Source organism: Sphaerotilus sp. FB-3 (genome assembly GCF_023706025.1).
GTDB classification, from domain to species: domain Bacteria; phylum Pseudomonadota; class Gammaproteobacteria; order Burkholderiales; family Burkholderiaceae_C; genus Sphaerotilus; species Sphaerotilus sulfidivorans.
Genome location: NZ_BQWE01000057.1, coordinates 103601 through 119669, shown reverse-complemented (window position 1 = coordinate 119669; position 16069 = coordinate 103601). Strand labels below are relative to the sequence as shown.

The following is a 16069-nucleotide window of genomic DNA, read 5'->3' as shown; positions in this document are numbered from 1 at the left end:
AAATGCGCATTCCGGCCTGAAAGGGGTTTACAGATCAGGCTGGATCGCGCTATAGTCCAATTCTTCGCCGGAAACGTGACCGAGTGGCCGAAGGTGCTCCCCTGCTAAGGGAGTATGCGCCAAAAGCGCATCGAGGGTTCGAATCCCTCCGTTTCCGCCAGAAAGCAGACGCCCTGCAGTCGCAAGACTGCAGGGCGTTACTGCTTGGGCAAACCGGTTCATCTCTGCGGATTTCATGCCTGCGGTTCATCCGAGGCTAAGACCTTGGCCATCGACAGTCGATAGCCTCTGGATCCCACTGAACTGGCGCGTCCTGTCGCTCGCTCACGCGAACCGACGGGTGGCCGGCCTCCATGATGAATCAGACCCCTTCCGCCGAAAGAACCCACGAGATCGACCTGCTGCGCGGGTTGGCCTGCCTGGCCGTGGTCATGTTCCATTTCCTCTACCGCGGACAGCTCGATGGCTGGGTGAGCGGCGAGGTGCCGGCCTGGCTGGCCTGGGTGTCGGCACATGGCTATCTGGGCGTGCACCTGTTCTTCATGATCAGCGGCTATGTCATCTTCATGTCGGCGCAGGGCGCGACGCCACGGGCCTTCGTGGCTTCCCGGGTCGCGCGCCTGTATCCGGCCTACTGGGTGGCGGCGCTGCTGACCGCCGGCACGGCCTGGCTGCTGGCATCCCCGACTTTCTCGGTCAGCTGGCAGACCCTGCTGGGCAATCTCACGATGCTCACCCACCTGATCTGGGTCGGGCAGGAGCCGCCCTATGTCGATGGCGCCTACTGGTCGCTGGCGATCGAGTTCCAGTTCTACCTGATCATGCTGGGCCTGATCGTGGCGAACCGTCTCGCCCGCATCGAGCGCTTCATGGCCGGCTGGCTGCTGCTGTCCTCGCTCGACTTTCTCCGGCCGGTCTATCTGGCGGAGCTGCTGCTGGTGCTGGAGTGGGCGCCACTGTTCTGCGCCGGCATGCTGTTCTACCGCATCCGCGAGCGCGGCCTGGAGCGGCAGACCTACATGATGCTGTGGTGGTGCCATTTCCTGACGGTCGCACGCGCCACCGCGCCCCAGTCCCTGCGGGCCGGGGAGGGCGCGCCCGGCGAGTGGAGCGTCGCGCTGCTGCTGACCGCCTTCTTCTTGATCTTCTGGCTGGTGGCTTCGCGGCGCTGGACGATGCGCGCGTCCGCGCTGACCGCCTGGGCGGGCCTGCTGACCTATCCGGTCTATCTGCTGCACCAGAACATCGGCTACATGCTGCTCGAGTGGCTGCGGCCGCTGGAGTCCTCGCTGCTGCTGCGCCTGCTGCCGGTCATGGCGCTGATCGTCGTGGCGTCGATCCTGTTGAACCGTGGCGTCGAGCGTCCGTGCGGTCGCTGGCTCCGTCGACGGCTGGCGCCCTCGCAGCCGGTGCCGGTGCCGGCGCCGATGCCCAGGCCTCAGGCTGTGGCGTCCCCGCATCGTCATCTTGAGCCTTCGCGCTGAACGAAGGCTGCATCGTCGATTGCCGACCGTGAGCGGGGTCGGCCTGGGGCAAGATCACGCCCCATGCGCTTCGATCTGGTCACGCTCAATCTGGTGCTTGCCATCGCGGAGACGCGCAGCATCACGCGCGGGGCCGAGCGCGAGCATCTGGCGCTGGCGGCCGCGAGCAAGCGGCTGAGCGATCTGGAGACGCGCCTGGGCGTGCAGCTGTTCGAGCGGCGCGCGCGCGGCGTCGAGCCGACCGCCGCCGGGCTGGCGCTGATCCGCCACATCCGCAGCCTGCATGCCTCGCTGCACGCGATGGAGGAGGAGGTCGCCGAGTTCTCGCGTGGCATCCGCGGCCATCTGCGCATCGTCGCCAACGCCTCGGCGATCGCCGAATGCCTGCCGCCGGACCTGGCGGCCTTCTCGCGCGCGCATCCCGAGATCCGCATCAGTCTGGAGGACCAGACCAGCGCGGAGCTGCAGCGCTCGGTCGCGGAAGGCGCCGCCGATGTCGGCATCTTCGTGCCGCCGCTGCTGGAGCCGGCGCGGCTGCAGACCTGGCCCTACCGCGACGGTACGCTGGTGCTGATCACGCCGGCCGGCCATGCGCTGGGCCGGCAGGCCGCGGTGCGCTTCGCCGATCTGCTCGAGCATGACTTCATCGGCCAGCACACGGGTGCGGCGCTGCAGCAGATGCTGCTGGCGCAGGCCACCGAGCTGGGTCGCCCCTTGCGTGCACGCATGCAGGTGCGCGGCTTCGACGCGATCGCGCAGCTGGTCGAGGCCGGGCTGGGCATCGCGCTGATGCCCTCGGCGGTCGCGCAGCGCCTGGCACGGCTGTTCCGGCTCGAGATCGTCGCGCTGGACGAGCCCTGGGCGCGGCGCGACTACCGGGTCGGCGTGCGCGCGCAGGAGGTGCTGCCGGCGGTCGTGCGCCGCTTCGTCGAGTTCCTCTGTCCGGCGGCCTTCGTGTCGGCGGACGAGCCGTCCCTGTCCCTCTTGCCCCCCTCATTTCCCTCATCCCCCACCGAGAACCCGTCATGACCGGACGCACCCTCTACGACAAGCTCTGGGACGAACATGTCGTCCACACCGAGGAAGACGGCACCGCCATCCTCTACATCGACCGCCATCTGGTGCACGAGGTGACCAGCCCGCAGGCCTTCGAGGGCCTGCGCCTGGCCGGGCGCAAGCTCTGGCGCGTCAGCTCGGTGGTCGCCACCGCCGACCACAACACCCCGACCGACGGCTGGGAGCTGGGCTACGACGGCATCAAGGACCCGATCTCGCGCCAGCAGATCGTCACGCTGGATGCCAACATCAAGGAATTCGGCTCGGCTGCCTATTTCCCCTTCATGGACAGCCGCCAGGGCATCGTGCACGTCATGGGCCCGGAGCAGGGCGCCACGCTGCCGGGCATGACGGTGGTCTGCGGCGACAGCCACACCTCGACGCACGGCGCCTTCGGTGCGCTGGCGCACGGCATCGGCACCTCCGAGGTCGAGCATGTCATGGCCACCCAGACGCTGCTGGCCAAGAAGGCGAAGAACATGCTGGTGAAGGTCGACGGTCAGGTCGCGCCCGGCATCACCGCCAAGGACATCGTGCTGGCCATCATCGGCCGCATCGGCACCGCCGGCGGCACCGGCTACACCATCGAGTTCGGCGGCGCGGCGATCCGCGCGCTGAGCATCGAGGGCCGCATGACGGTCTGCAACATGGCGATCGAGGCGGGCGCGCGCGCCGGCCTGGTCGCGGTCGACGACAAGACCATCGAGTACGTCAAGGGCCGCCCCTTCGCGCCGACCGGGCCGGAATGGGATCTGGCGGTGTCGCACTGGCGCACGCTGCACTCGGATGCCGATGCGGTGTTCGATGCGGTGGTCGAGCTGGATGCCGCGCAGATCGTGCCGCAGGTCACCTGGGGCACCAGCCCGGAAATGGTCACCGGCGTCGATGCGCGCGTGCCCGATCCCGAGAAGGAGCGCGATCCGGTCAAGCGCGACGCGATGGAGCGCGCGCTGAAGTACATGGCGCTCGAGCCCAACAAGGCGATGTCGGACATCCATGTCGACCAAGTCTTCATCGGCTCGTGCACCAACAGCCGCATCGAGGACATGCGGGAAGCCGCGGCCGTCGTGCGCCGCCTGAACAAGCGCGTGGCCGCCAACGTCAAGCGCGCGCTGGTCGTGCCGGGCTCGGGCCTGGTCAAGGCGCAGGCCGAGGCCGAAGGTCTCGACCAGGTCTTCAAGGCCGCCGGCTTCGAGTGGCGCGAGCCGGGCTGCTCGATGTGCCTGGCGATGAACGCCGACCGCCTGGAGCCGGGCGAGCGCTGCGCCTCGACCAGCAACCGCAACTTCGAGGGCCGTCAGGGCGCCGGTGGCCGCACCCACCTGGTCAGCCCGGCGATGGCCGCCGCGGCCGCGCTGGAAGGCCGCTTCGTCGACATCCGCTCGATCGCCTGAGCAAAAGACGCCTGAGAACACACGCACCATGCAAGCCTTCACCGTTCACCAGGGCCTGGTGGCCCCGATGGATCGCGACAATGTCGACACCGACGCGATCATCCCGAAGCAGTTCCTCAAGTCGATCCAGCGCAGCGGCTTCGGCCCGAACCTGTTCGACGAGTGGCGCTATCTCGACCAGCCGGGCCAGCCCGGCGTGCCGGAGTCGGCCCGCCAGCCCAACCCCGACTTCGTGCTGAACCAGCCGCGCTATGCTGGCGCCTCGGTGCTGCTGGCGCGCAAGAACTTCGGCTGCGGCTCCAGCCGCGAGCACGCGCCCTGGGCGCTGGAGCAGTTCGGATTCCGCGCCATCATCGCGCCGAGCTTCGCCGACATCTTCTTCAGCAACTGCTTCAAGAACGGTCTGCTGCCGATCCAGCTGCCGGACAGCGTGGTCGCGCAGCTCTTCGACGAGGTCTTCGCCTTTCCCGGCTACCAGCTGACCGTCGATCTGCCGCGCCAGGTCATCGTCAAGCCGGACGGCACCGAGATCGCCTTCGACGTGCAGCCCTTCCGCAAGTACTGCCTGGTCAACGGCTTCGACGACATCGGCCTGACGCTGCGCCAGAAGGACAAGATCCAGGCCTTCGAGGCCGAGCGTCTGGCCCGCATGCCCTGGCTGGCGCACCGCCAGGTCGGCTGAGCCGCCGTCCCCGTTCCTGTCTTTCGCGTCCTTCCCGTCTTTCCGAGATTCACCATGACCCACAAGATTGCAGTCCTGCCCGGTGACGGCATCGGCACCGAGATCGTCGCCGAGGCCGTCAAGGTCCTGAACGTGCTCGAGCTGCCGCTCGAGATGGAGACCGCACCGGTCGGCGGCGCCGCCTATGAAGTCGCCGGCCATCCGCTGCCCGAGTCGACGCTGAAGCTGGCCCAGGATTCCGACGCCATCCTGTTCGGCGCCGTCGGCGACTGGAAGTACGACACGCTCGAGCGCCGCCTGCGCCCCGAGCAGGCCATCCTGGGCCTGCGCAAGGCGCTGGGCCTCTTTGCCAACTTCCGTCCGGCCATCTGCTACGAGCAGCTCGTCGGCGCCTCGAGCCTGAAGCCCGAGCTGATCGCGGGCCTGGACATCCTGATCATCCGCGAGCTCACCGGCGACATCTACTTCGGCCAGCCGCGCGGCCGCCGCGTCGCCACCGATGGCCACTTCCCCGGCGCCGAGGAAGCCTTCGACACGATGCGCTACAGCCGCCCGGAGATCGAGCGCATCGCGCACGTTGCCTTCCAGGCCGCGCGCAAGCGCTCGAAGAAGGTCACCTCGGTCGACAAGGCCAATGTGCTGGAGACCTTCCAGTTCTGGAAGGACGTGGTCACCGAGGTGCATCAGCAGTATCCGGACGTCGAGCTCGAGCACATGTACGTCGACAACGCCGCGATGCAGCTGGTCAAGGCGCCGAAGAAGTTCGACGTGCTCTTCACCGGCAACATGTTCGGCGACATCCTGTCGGACGAGGCGGCGATGCTGACCGGCTCGATCGGCATGCTGCCCTCGGCGTCGCTCAATGCCAACGGTCAGGGCCTGTACGAGCCCAGCCACGGCAGCGCGCCCGACATCGCCGGCAAGGGCGTGGCCAATCCTCTGGCTACAATCCTGTCCGCTGCCATGATGCTTCGTTTCTCCCTCAACCAGCCTGAAGCGGCCGACCGGATCGAGTCGGCTGTTCGCGCTGTGCTGGCCGCCGGCCTGCGCACGCCGGACATCTGGTCGGAGGGAACGACGCGGGTGGGCACGCGCGAGATGGGTGACGCCGTGGTCGCGGCGATCACCGGCAAAGGCATTACCAAGAGCTGACCGCTCCGCCTCGTCTCGCCTGTTCCTCCCTCAACCCCGGCGAAGCGAGCCGGGGAGGGTCGGGACACCACTCGTCAAACGGCGCCAGGAAAGCGCCACGGAAAGGGCAAGAAAATGAAACTCGTCGGATTGGTCGGATGGCGCGGCATGGTCGGCTCCGTCCTGATGGATCGCATGCAGGCCGAGGGCGACTTCGGCCTGATCGAGCCGCTGTTCTTCTCGACCTCGAACGCCGGCGGCGCCGCGCCGTCGATGGCCAGGAACGAGACCAAGCTGCAGGACGCCTACGACATCGAGGCCCTGAAGCGCTGCGAGATCATCATCACCGCGCAGGGCGGCGACTACACCACCGAGGTGTTTCCGAAGCTGCGTGCGGCCGGCTGGAACGGCCACTGGATCGACGCGGCCTCCACGCTGCGCATGAAGGATGACGCGGTCATCATTCTCGACCCGGTCAACATGCCGGTGATCAAGGACGCGCTGGCCAAGGGCGGCAGGAACTGGGTGGGCGGCAACTGCACCGTCAGCTGCATGCTGATGGGCGTGGGCGCGCTCTACAAGGCCGGTCTGGTCGAGTGGATGTCGACGCAGACCTACCAGGCCGCCTCGGGCGGCGGCGCGCAGCACATGCGCGAGCTGCTGACGCAGTACGGCACGCTGAACGCCGAGGTCAAGTCGCTGCTCGACGATCCGAAGAGCGCCATTCTCGAGATCGATCGCCAGATCATCGCCAAGCAGCGTGCGCTGACCCCGGCCGAGACCGCCAACTTCGGCGTGCCGCTGGGCGGTTCGCTGATCCCGTGGATCGACAAGGATCTGGGCAACGGTCAGTCCAAGGAAGAGTGGAAGGGCATGGCCGAGACCAACAAGATCCTGGGTCTGGGCGAAGGCTTCGGCTCGGCGCCGATTCCGGTGGACGGCTTCTGCGTGCGCATCGGCGCGATGCGCTGCCACTCGCAGGCCCTGACCTTCAAGCTGAAGAAGAATGTGCCGACCGCGGACATCGAGGCGATGATCGCCGCCGACAACGAGTGGGTGAAGGTGGTGCCGAACACCCGCGAGGCCACCATCCGTGACCTGACCCCGGTGGCCACGACCGGCACGCTGACCATTCCGGTCGGCCGCATCCGCAAGCTGGCGATGGGTCCCGAGTACGTCGGCGCCTTCACCATCGGCGACCAGCTGCTGTGGGGCGCGGCCGAGCCGCTGCGCCGCATGCTGCGCATCCTGCTCGACGCCTGATCCGTTATCCTGCTCCTCGATCCGCAAAATGTGCGGATGTCCGTTGCCCTCGGGCAACGGGCCTGCGCAGGGTCAATTGCACGCCAAGCGATCGTGCGAGAAGCTCCGAATGTCAGGCAGAGCATGAGCTTGTCTTTGTATCTGCTTGATGTTATTGTATTTTCGGATATTTGAGCGGGCAAAGCCCGTATTGACTGGTGCGAAAGACGGAGAGGATCCGGGGTTCGCAGCTTGGGAGACGCCTTGAAAACCGAGACGAAGCGCACCGGGCGTTTGGCTCTGAAACAGATCGCGGCCGCTGCCGCCATGATGGCGATCATCGGCACGATGACGCCGGCCTCGGCGCTCAGCCTCGGACGGCTCAGCGTCCAGTCGGCATTGGGCGAGACCCTGAAGGCCGACATCGATGTCACCAGCCTGACGCCTGACGAGGCCGCCAACCTGCGGGTGAAGGTCGCGCCGCCGGATGCCTATCGCATCGCCGGCGTCGACTACAACCCGGTGCTGCCGTCGACCTCGGTCACGCTGCAGCGTCGAGCCGATGGCACGCCCTTCCTGCGCATCACCAGCGATCGTCCGGTCCAGGAGCCGTTCGTCGACGTGATTCTCGAGCTGTCGTGGTCGAGCGGCCGCCTGCTGCGCGAATACACGCTGCTGTTCGATCCGCCGTCGACCGCCAAGGTGCCGGCCCCGACCACACCGGCGGCGATCGCCGCTGCGCCGGCGCCTGCACGTGCTTCGCGCGCCGAGCCGGCCCAGGCTCCTGCGACGGCTGCCGCAGACGCTGCATCGCGTGCGGAAGCGCGTCGTGCTGCGGCGGCCTCCGCTGCTGCGGACGCCGCCTCCAAGGCCGCCGCCCGTCGTGCCGCAGCGCCTGCGCCCACGCCTTCACCGGCTCCTTCGAGCGATTCCGCCCAGACGGCCGAGGGCAGTCAGTACACCGTGCGCCCGGGCGATACGCTGTCGGGCATCGCGACCAAGCTGCAGGTGTCCGGCGTCTCGCTCGACCAGATGCTGGTCGGCCTGTACCAGGGCAACAGCCAGGCCTTTGCCGGCAACAACATGAACCGCCTGCGTGCTGGTGCGGTGCTGAACGTGCCGAGCCAGGACAAGCTGGCCAGCATCGACGAGCGCCAGGCCCGCCGCACGATCCTGGCCCAGAGCGCCAACTTCAACGCCTACCGTCAGCGCCTGGCCTCGGCCGTGCCTGAGCAGACCCGCGCGCCTGAGTCCTCGCGCAAGGCCAGCGGCGATGTCAAGGCCGGCGTCGAAGTCCGTACCGGCACTGAAAATCAGCCGAAGGATGCGCTGAAGATCGTTCCCGGCGCTCCTGCCAAGTCTGCCGCCGCAGCGGCCGACGAGAAGGTGATCAAGGATCGGGCCAACCAAGAGCTTGCAGACCGCCGCGCCGAAGCCGAGCGTAACCGCATCGAACTTAACAAGATGCTGGCGGCTTCCGGTGTGAAGCCGGGTGCCAGCGCGCCGGGCGCGGTGCTGCCGGCACCGGTCGTCAGCGTGGCCTCCGCGCCGGCCGTCAAGGCCTCCGAGGCGATCGCCGCGGTCACCGCACCGCCGCAGGTGGCCTCCGAGCCGCTGATCGCGCCGCCGCCGGCTTCCGCACCTGCCGTGGCCGCCAGCATGCCCGAGGCACCGCCGGTCGCCGCCTCGCGTCCGCCGCTGCCGATGGATCCGGTCACCGCGGAAGAGCCCTCGCTGCTCGACTCGCTGTCCGAGAATCCGCTGCTGCTGCCGGGCGCCGGCCTGATCCTGGCGATCCTGGCCGGCCTGGGCTACTACCGCCTGCGTGGCCGCAGCAAGGACGAGGCCGGCGTCACTTCCTTCCTCGAGAGCCGGATGCAGCCGGACTCCTTCTTCGGCGCCAGCGGTGGCCAGCGGGTCGACACCCGTGACGCGGCAGCCTCCGGCTCGCCGTCGTCGATGAGCTACTCGCTGAGCCAGATCGATGCGATCGGCGACGTCGATCCGGTTGCCGAGGCCGATGTCTACCTGGCCTACGGCCGCGACCTGCAGGCCGAGGAAATCCTGAAGGAGGCGATGCGCGCCAATCCGGAGCGCCTGGCCATCCGCACCAAGCTGCTCGAGGTCTACGCCAAGCGTCGTGACACCAAGGGCTACGAGATGCTCGCCGGCGAGCTCTACGGCCTGACCGGCGGTCAGGGCGAGGACTGGCTGCGTGCCCAGGAGCTCGGTCGCTCGATCGATCCCGAGAATCCGCTGTACGAGCCGGGCGGTCAGCCGGGCGCCGATCTGGCCGGCAACCTGCCGCGCGAGCCGCTCGGTGCCAGCACGATGCCGCAGTCGGTGGTGCCGTCGCCGTCGCGCTTCGGCACGGCAGTGGGGTTGGGTGCTGCAGGCGTGGCGGGTGCTGCCGCCGCGGCTTCGGTGCCGGATCTGGATCTGGATGCGATCGTCGACACGCCCGCGCCGTCCTTCGCCGCGCCCCGGGTGGCTGCACCGGCCGTCGACGAAGTCGATCTGGACATCTCGCTGCCGGCGCCGATGGATGATCTGCCCTCGGTGGCGGGGGGCTATGTCAGCGCCGCGGACGCCAGCTTCGTCGACAGCCGCCAGCCTGACGCCGGCCCGGACTCGGGCAGCGGCATGATCGACTTCGAGCTGCACGACCTGCCCGACATCTCCGAGCCGACTCTGTCGGCGGCGGCCGCGACCAGCGCCTCGAAGGTCGACTTCGACGGCCTGTCGCTCGACTTCGACCTGAACCCGACGCAGTCGCCTGCGCCGGACTCGATCGTCGACGAGTATCCGGTGCTGCTCGATGGCACCGAGGACGACGGCGATCCGCTCGCCCGCAAGGTCGACCTCGCCAAGGAGTTCCTCGACTTCGGCGACAAGGAGTCGGCCCGCGACATGCTGCAGGACGTCATCGAGAAGACCGACAGTGCCGAGCTGAAGGCCCGCGCGCAGTCGATGCTCGACGGTCTGGCGTGATCGCCCGGTTCCAGTCCGCCTCCTTTCCCGTGCAGGGAACGACGCCTTGCGCATCGCGCTAGGCGTCACCTACCGTGGCAGCGCCTATCACGGCTGGCAGAGCCAGCCCGGCGGCGCCACGGTCCAGGATCATCTGGAATCGGCGCTGTCGCAGTTCGCGGCCGCGCCGATCCACACCGTCTGCGCCGGTCGCACCGACACCGGGGTGCATGGCCTGAATCAGGTCGTGCACTTCGACACCGACCGGGTGCGTGAACCCTTCTCCTGGCTGCGCGGCACCAACCGCTACCTGCCCGCCGACATCGCGGTGCAGTGGTGCCGCACCGTGCCGGACGACTTCCATGCCCGCAACCATGCGCGCGGGCGGCGCTACGCCTACATCCTTCTCGAGTCGCCGATGCGGCCGTCGATCGACGCCGGCTCGGTGGGCTGGTCCTTCCGCCGGCTCGACGGCGAGGCAATGCGCGAGGCCGCGGCGCACCTGATCGGCGAGCACGACTTCTCGGCCTTCCGCTCCTCGGAATGCCAGGCGGCCTCGCCGGTCAAGCTGATGCGCGAGATCGGCGTGCGACGCTGCGGTGCCTACTGGCGCTTCGACTTCGAGGCGGTGGCCTTCCTGCACCACATGATCCGCAACATCATGGGCTGCATGGTCGCCGTCGGCAGCGGCAACCGGCCCAGCGGCTGGATGGCCGAGGTGCTGGCCTCGCGCGACCGCGACTGCGCTGCGCCGACCTTCTCCCCGGACGGGCTGTATTTCCTCGGTCCCCGCTACGATGCGCACCTCGGGCTGCCGATGCGCACCGCGGGCTTCGACGTGCTGCCCGGCGCGGCCGACGACGGTCTGCCTGCGGCCTGAGTCCGAAGCCGGCCGCCTGCGCGGTCGGTCTGCAGCCTGTCCCGTTCCTGAGTCTTCCCGAATCTGCCGAGCCTTCGATGCCAGCCACTCTGTCCCGCGCCGCGCGCACGCGCATCAAGATCTGCGGCCTGACCCGCGAAGCCGATGTCGATGCCGCGGTCGAGGCCGGTGCGGACGCGGTCGGCTTCGTGCTCTGGTCGGGCAGCGCCCGTCATGTGACGCTGGCCCGCGCGGCCGAACTGGCGCGGCGCCTGCCGCCCTTCGTGATGCCGGTCGGGCTGTTCGTCAATGCCACGCCGCCGGAGATCGATGCGGCCTGCACCGCCATTCCGAACCTGCTGCTGCAGTTTCACGGAGATGAAACTCCTGCGCAGTGCGACGCCGCCAGCACCGGCCGGCGCCCCTACATGCGGGCGGCACGGATGAAGCCCGGCTTCGATTTGTTAGACTTTGCACAGTCTTATCCCAATGCCCAGGCCATCCTGCTCGACGCGCATGTCGAAGGCTATGGCGGAGGCGGAAAGGTCTTCGATTGGTCTCTCGTTCCGTCCGGCGTGCTCCGTCCGGTCGTTTTGTCTGGTGGGTTGAGTCCTGCCAACGTGATCGATGGCGTGCTTCGCGTGCGGCCCTGGGCCGTTGACGTGAGTTCCGGCGTCGAGGTCGGCAAGGGTCTGAAGGACGCCGAGCTGATGCGCCGGTTCTGCGAAGCCGTCCGCGAGGCCGACGCACGCCGTGCCGACGCCGACCGCGGCGAGTGATTCCCGAGATTTCCGAGATCTTCCTGTCTTCACCGGATTCCCGACCATGTTCCAGTACGACCAGCCCGATGCCCGCGGGCATTTCGGCATCTACGGCGGCAGCTTCGTTGCCGAGACGCTGAGCCACGCCCTCGACGAGCTGCGCCAGGCCTACGACCGCTACCGCGACGACGCCGAGTTCCTCGCCGAGTTCCGCCGCGAGCTCAAGCACTTCGTCGGCCGCCCGAGCCCCGTCTACCACGCCGCGCGCATGAGCCGCGAGATGGGCGGCGCGCAGATCTTCCTCAAGCGCGAGGACCTCAATCACACCGGCGCGCACAAGATCAACAACGTCATCGGCCAGGCGCTGCTGGCCCGGCGCATGGGCAAGCCGCGCGTGATCGCCGAGACCGGCGCCGGCCAGCACGGCGTGGCCACCGCGACGATCTGCGCCCGCTACGGCCTGGAGTGCGTCGTCTACATGGGCGCCGAGGACGTCAAGCGCCAGAGCCCGAACGTCTATCGCATGCACCTGCTCGGCGCCAAGGTGGTGCCGGTCGAGTCGGGCAGCAAGACGCTCAAGGACGCGCTGAACGAGGCGATGCGCGACTGGGTGACGAACGTCGAGAACACCTTCTACATCATCGGCACGGTCGCGGGTCCGCACCCGTACCCGGCGATGGTGCGCGACTTCCAGAGCATCATCGGCCAGGAGTGCCTGGCGCAGATGCCCGAGATGATCGCCGAGCTGGGCGGCGGCGCCGAGCGCCAGCCCGATGCGGTGGTGGCCTGCGTGGGCGGCGGCTCCAATGCGATGGGCATCTTCTACCCGTACATCCCGCATGAGGCCACGCGCCTGATCGGCGTCGAGGCGGCGGGCGAGGGCATGGACACGAACAGGCACTCCGCCTCGCTGCAGCTGGGCAGGCCCGGCGTGCTGCATGGCAACCGCACCTACATCCTGCAGGACGCCAACGGCCAGATCACCGAGACGCACTCCGTCTCCGCCGGTCTGGACTATCCCGGCGTCGGCCCGGAGCATGCCTACCTGAAGGACATCGGCCGCGCCGAGTACGTCGGCATCACCGACCGGGAAGCGCTCGAGGCCTTCCACTACCTCTGCCGCACCGAGGGCATCATCCCGGCGCTGGAATCCAGCCATGCAGTCGCCTACGCGATGAAGCTGGCCAAGACGATGCGCCCGGATCAGCACATCCTGGTCAACCTCTCGGGTCGTGGCGACAAGGACATCGGCACGGTGGCCGACCTGTCGGGCGCCGAGTTCTACTGCCGCCCGTCGTGCCGCGGCCTGTCCGTCAAGGGCCAGATCAACGGAGCTGCCCAGTGAGCCGCATCCAGACCACCTTCGCCCGCCTGGCCGCCGAAGGCCGCAAGGCCCTGATTCCCTATGTCACCGCGGGCGACCCCTATGCCGACGTGACGGTCGAGCTGATGCACGCGATGGTCGCCGCCGGCGCCGATGTCATCGAGCTGGGCGTGCCCTTCTCCGACCCGATGGCCGACGGCCCGGTCATCCAGCGCGCCAGCGAGCGTGCGCTGCTCAAGGGCGTTTCCACCGCCGACGTGCTGGCGATGGTGCGCGCCTTCCGCCAGGACGATGCCAGCACGCCGGTCGTGCTGATGGGCTATGCCAATCCGGTCGAGTGCTTCGGGCCCGACCGCTTCGTCGATGACGCGAAGGCTGCCGGCGTCGACGGCGTGCTGATCGTCGACTACCCGCCGCAGGAGTGCGAGGCCTTCGCCGCCCGCTTGCGTGCGGCCGACATGGACGCGATCTTCCTGCTGGCGCCGACCTCGACCGACGCGCGCATGCAGGAGGTCGGCCGCATCGCGACCGGCTATGTCTACTATGTGTCGCTCAAGGGCGTGACCGGTGCCGGTCACCTCGACACCGCGGCGGTGGCGGCGATGGTGCCGCGCATCCGTGCCGCGGTGAACGTGCCGGTCGGCGTCGGCTTCGGCATCCGCGATGCCGCCACGGCGGTGGCGGTCGCGCAGGTGTCCGATGCGGTCGTCATCGGCTCCCGTATCATCCAGCTGATCGAGAACGAGCCGCGCGAGCGGGTGCCGGGCGTTGCCGCCGGCTTCCTGCGCGAGATCCGCGCGGCCCTCGACACGCTGCAACTGCAAGCTTCATCCGCAGGAGAATCCGCATGAGTTGGCTCGACAAGCTGCTGCCCCCGAAGATCCAGCAGTCCCGGCCCAGCGAGCGCCGGGCCATGCCCGAAGGCCTCTGGGTCAAGTGCGACGCCTGCGAGACGGTCCTGTACAAGACCGATCTCGACGGCAATGTGAATGTCTGCCCGAAGTGCGGTCATCACCACCGCATCGGCGCGCGCGAGCGCCTGAACGCCTTTCTCGACGACGAAGGTCGCTACGAGGTGGCGCAGGAGGTGGTGCCGGTCGACGCGCTGAAGTTCAAGGACAGCAAGAAGTACCCTGACCGCATCAAGGAAGCGATGGAAGCCACCGGCGAGACCGATGCGCTCGTCGTGATGGGCGGCTCGGTGATGAGCATGCCGGTCGTGGCCGCGTGCTTCGAGTTCGACTTCATGGGCGGCTCGATGGGCTCGGTGGTTGGCGAGCGCTTCGCGCGCGGTGTCGAGACCGCGCTCGAGCAGAAGGTGCCCTTCATCTGCTTCACCGCCACCGGCGGCGCGCGCATGCAGGAAGGCCTGCTGTCGCTGATGCAGATGGCCAAGACCAACGCGGCGCTGACCCGCCTGGCCCGCGCCAAGCTGCCCTACATCAGCGTGCTGACCGACCCGACGATGGGCGGCGTGTCGGCTTCCTTCGCCTTCGTCGGCGACGTGGTCATCGCCGAGCCGAAGGCGCTGATCGGCTTTGCCGGCCCGCGCGTGATCGAGAACACCGTGCGCGAGAAGCTGCCCGAGGGCTTCCAGCGCTCCGAGTTCCTGCTGCAGAAGGGCGCGCTCGACATGATCGTCGACCGCCGCGAGCTGCGTCCGACCGTGGCCAAGCTGCTGGCGATGCTGCAGCGCCAGAGCGCCGACGCGGTGTCCTGATCGCCGCCGTCATGGCCTGTCGTCCGGGGGCGTCCGCGAGGCGCCCTCGGTCTTTTCCGAGTCTGCCTTCGAGACCTCCTCCGAGATCTCCTTCGAGATGATGACCCTTTCCGACTGGCTCGCCCACTGCGAGCGGCTGCATCCGTCGACGATCGAGCTGGGCCTGGAGCGTGTGCAGCGCGTGCGCGAGCAGCTCGGCCTGCGCTTCGAGGTGCCGGTGTTCACGGTGGCCGGGACCAACGGCAAGGGCTCGACCTGCGCGATGCTCGAATCCATCCTGATGCAGGCCGGCTACCGCACCGCGGTCTACGGCTCGCCGCATCTGGTGCGCTTCGAGGAGCGCATGCGCCTGAACGGCGAGGTGGTGGCCGCTGAGCTGCTGCTGCCGCATTTCGAGGCGGTCGAGGCTGCGCGCCTGGCCACCGGGCAGTCGCTGACCTATTTCGAGTTCACCACGCTGGCCATCCTGCGCGCGATGAGCGTGCAGTCGCTGGATGCGGTGATCCTGGAGGTGGGCCTGGGCGGGCGGCTCGACGCGGTCAACATCATCGACACCGACTGCGCGGTCATCACCAGCATCGATCTCGACCACATGGACTGGCTGGGGCCGGACCGCGAGGCGATCGGCCGCGAGAAGGCCGGCATCATGCGCCCGGGCCGTCCGGTGGTGGTCTCCGACCCGGTGCCGCCGCAGAGCGTGGTCGACCACGCCGAGGCGCTCGGCGCCGACCTCTGGCGCTTCGGCCGCGACTTCAACTATGCCGGCGACCGCCAGCAGTGGGGCTGGAGCGGGCGCGGGCGGCGCTGGAACGCGCTGGGCTATCCGGCGCTGCGCGGCGCCAACCAGCTGATCAATGCCGCGGGCGTGCTGGCGGCGCTGGAGGCGATGCGCTCGCGCCTGCCGGTGCCGGCGCAGGCCATCCGCAACGGCCTGGCGCTGGTGGAGCTGCCCGGGCGCTTCCAGGTGGTGCCGGGCCAGCCGACGCTGGTGCTCGACGTGGCCCACAACCCGCATGCGGCGGCGGTGCTGGCGCAGAACCTCGATCAGATGGGCTACTTCCCGCGCACCCACGCGGTGCTGGGCGCGATGGCCGACAAGGATCTGGCCGGGCTGGTCGCGCCGCTGCTGCCGCTGGTCGACACCTGGCATCTGTGCGCGCTCGACATCGGCCGTGCCGCCTCGCCCGAGCAGCTGCGCGCCGCGATCGAGACGGCGATTGCCGCCCGGCCGGCGGATGCCGCGCCGCTGCCGCCGCAGCGCATCGTGCTGCACGCCGATCCGGTCGCCGCCCTGGGGCAATCCCTGAAGTCAGCCGACCCCACTGATAGAATCGTCGTCTTCGGATCGTTCCACACCGTCGGTGGAGTGCTGCAGAAGGGACTGCCGAGACTGGGTGCGGCCCATGTCGGGCCGGCTGCGGGTGCCCCGACCAAAGCGGCCTGACG

At 68.6% G+C, this 16069-nt stretch carries 13 protein-coding genes and 1 tRNA gene; all 14 read left to right on the top strand.

Annotation, left to right across the window (positions count from 1 at the left end; translation table 11 throughout):
* Window positions 1-69 precede the first annotated feature (69 nt).
* Window positions 70-160 (top strand) — tRNA-Ser (locus NFT33_RS17170).
* Between the two features lie 196 nt (window positions 161-356).
* On the top strand, window positions 357-1484 hold the full coding sequence (locus tag NFT33_RS17165) for an acyltransferase family protein (RefSeq protein WP_251677147.1): 1128 nt from the start codon (window positions 357-359) through the stop codon (window positions 1482-1484).
* 63 nt (window positions 1485-1547) lie between these two features.
* Window positions 1548-2513, top strand: a complete 966-nt coding sequence (locus NFT33_RS17160; protein ID WP_149503087.1) for a LysR family transcriptional regulator — start codon at window positions 1548-1550, stop codon at window positions 2511-2513.
* On the top strand, window positions 2510-3934 hold the full coding sequence (leuC, locus tag NFT33_RS17155) for a 3-isopropylmalate dehydratase large subunit (RefSeq protein WP_251677145.1): 1425 nt from the start codon (window positions 2510-2512) through the stop codon (window positions 3932-3934). Before NFT33_RS17160 ends, leuC begins: the two co-directional genes overlap by 4 nt.
* Before the next feature lie 28 nt (window positions 3935-3962).
* Window positions 3963-4616 (top strand): 3-isopropylmalate dehydratase small subunit, encoded by a 654-nt coding sequence (leuD, locus tag NFT33_RS17150; protein WP_251677143.1) that lies wholly within the window; start codon window positions 3963-3965, stop codon window positions 4614-4616.
* Between the two features lie 54 nt (window positions 4617-4670).
* Window positions 4671-5768 (top strand): 3-isopropylmalate dehydrogenase, encoded by a 1098-nt coding sequence (leuB, locus tag NFT33_RS17145; RefSeq protein WP_149503090.1) that lies wholly within the window; start codon window positions 4671-4673, stop codon window positions 5766-5768.
* Between the two features lie 114 nt (window positions 5769-5882).
* On the top strand, window positions 5883-7010 hold the full coding sequence (gene asd, locus NFT33_RS17140) for an aspartate-semialdehyde dehydrogenase (RefSeq protein ID WP_251677141.1): 1128 nt from the start codon (window positions 5883-5885) through the stop codon (window positions 7008-7010).
* 306 nt (window positions 7011-7316) lie between these two features.
* Window positions 7317-9980 (top strand): FimV/HubP family polar landmark protein, encoded by a 2664-nt coding sequence (locus NFT33_RS17135; RefSeq protein ID WP_251677139.1) that lies wholly within the window; start codon window positions 7317-7319, stop codon window positions 9978-9980.
* 46 nt (window positions 9981-10026) lie between these two features.
* Window positions 10027-10839, top strand: a complete 813-nt coding sequence (gene truA, locus NFT33_RS17130; protein WP_220785704.1) for a tRNA pseudouridine(38-40) synthase TruA — start codon at window positions 10027-10029, stop codon at window positions 10837-10839.
* Window positions 10840-10916: 77 nt separating this feature from the next.
* The gene (locus tag NFT33_RS17125) at window positions 10917-11597 is read left to right on the top strand and encodes a phosphoribosylanthranilate isomerase (RefSeq protein ID WP_251677137.1); all 681 of its coding nucleotides are present in this window, start codon (window positions 10917-10919) and stop codon (window positions 11595-11597) included.
* Between the two features lie 46 nt (window positions 11598-11643).
* Complete coding sequence (gene trpB, locus NFT33_RS17120; protein WP_251677135.1) at window positions 11644-12924, top strand: tryptophan synthase subunit beta; 1281 nt, start codon at window positions 11644-11646, stop codon at window positions 12922-12924.
* The gene (trpA, locus tag NFT33_RS17115) at window positions 12921-13754 is read left to right on the top strand and encodes a tryptophan synthase subunit alpha (RefSeq protein WP_251677133.1); all 834 of its coding nucleotides are present in this window, start codon (window positions 12921-12923) and stop codon (window positions 13752-13754) included. Before trpB ends, trpA begins: the two co-directional genes overlap by 4 nt.
* Window positions 13751-14623 carry an acetyl-CoA carboxylase, carboxyltransferase subunit beta gene (gene accD, locus NFT33_RS17110; RefSeq protein WP_037486172.1) on the top strand — a complete coding sequence of 291 codons (873 nt, stop codon included), beginning with the start codon at window positions 13751-13753 and terminating at the stop codon, window positions 14621-14623. Before trpA ends, accD begins: the two co-directional genes overlap by 4 nt.
* A gap of 97 nt (window positions 14624-14720) precedes the next feature.
* Window positions 14721-16067, top strand: a complete 1347-nt coding sequence (gene folC / locus NFT33_RS17105) for a bifunctional tetrahydrofolate synthase/dihydrofolate synthase (RefSeq protein WP_376744178.1) — start codon at window positions 14721-14723, stop codon at window positions 16065-16067.
* The last annotated feature ends 2 nt before the right edge of the window (window positions 16068-16069 follow it).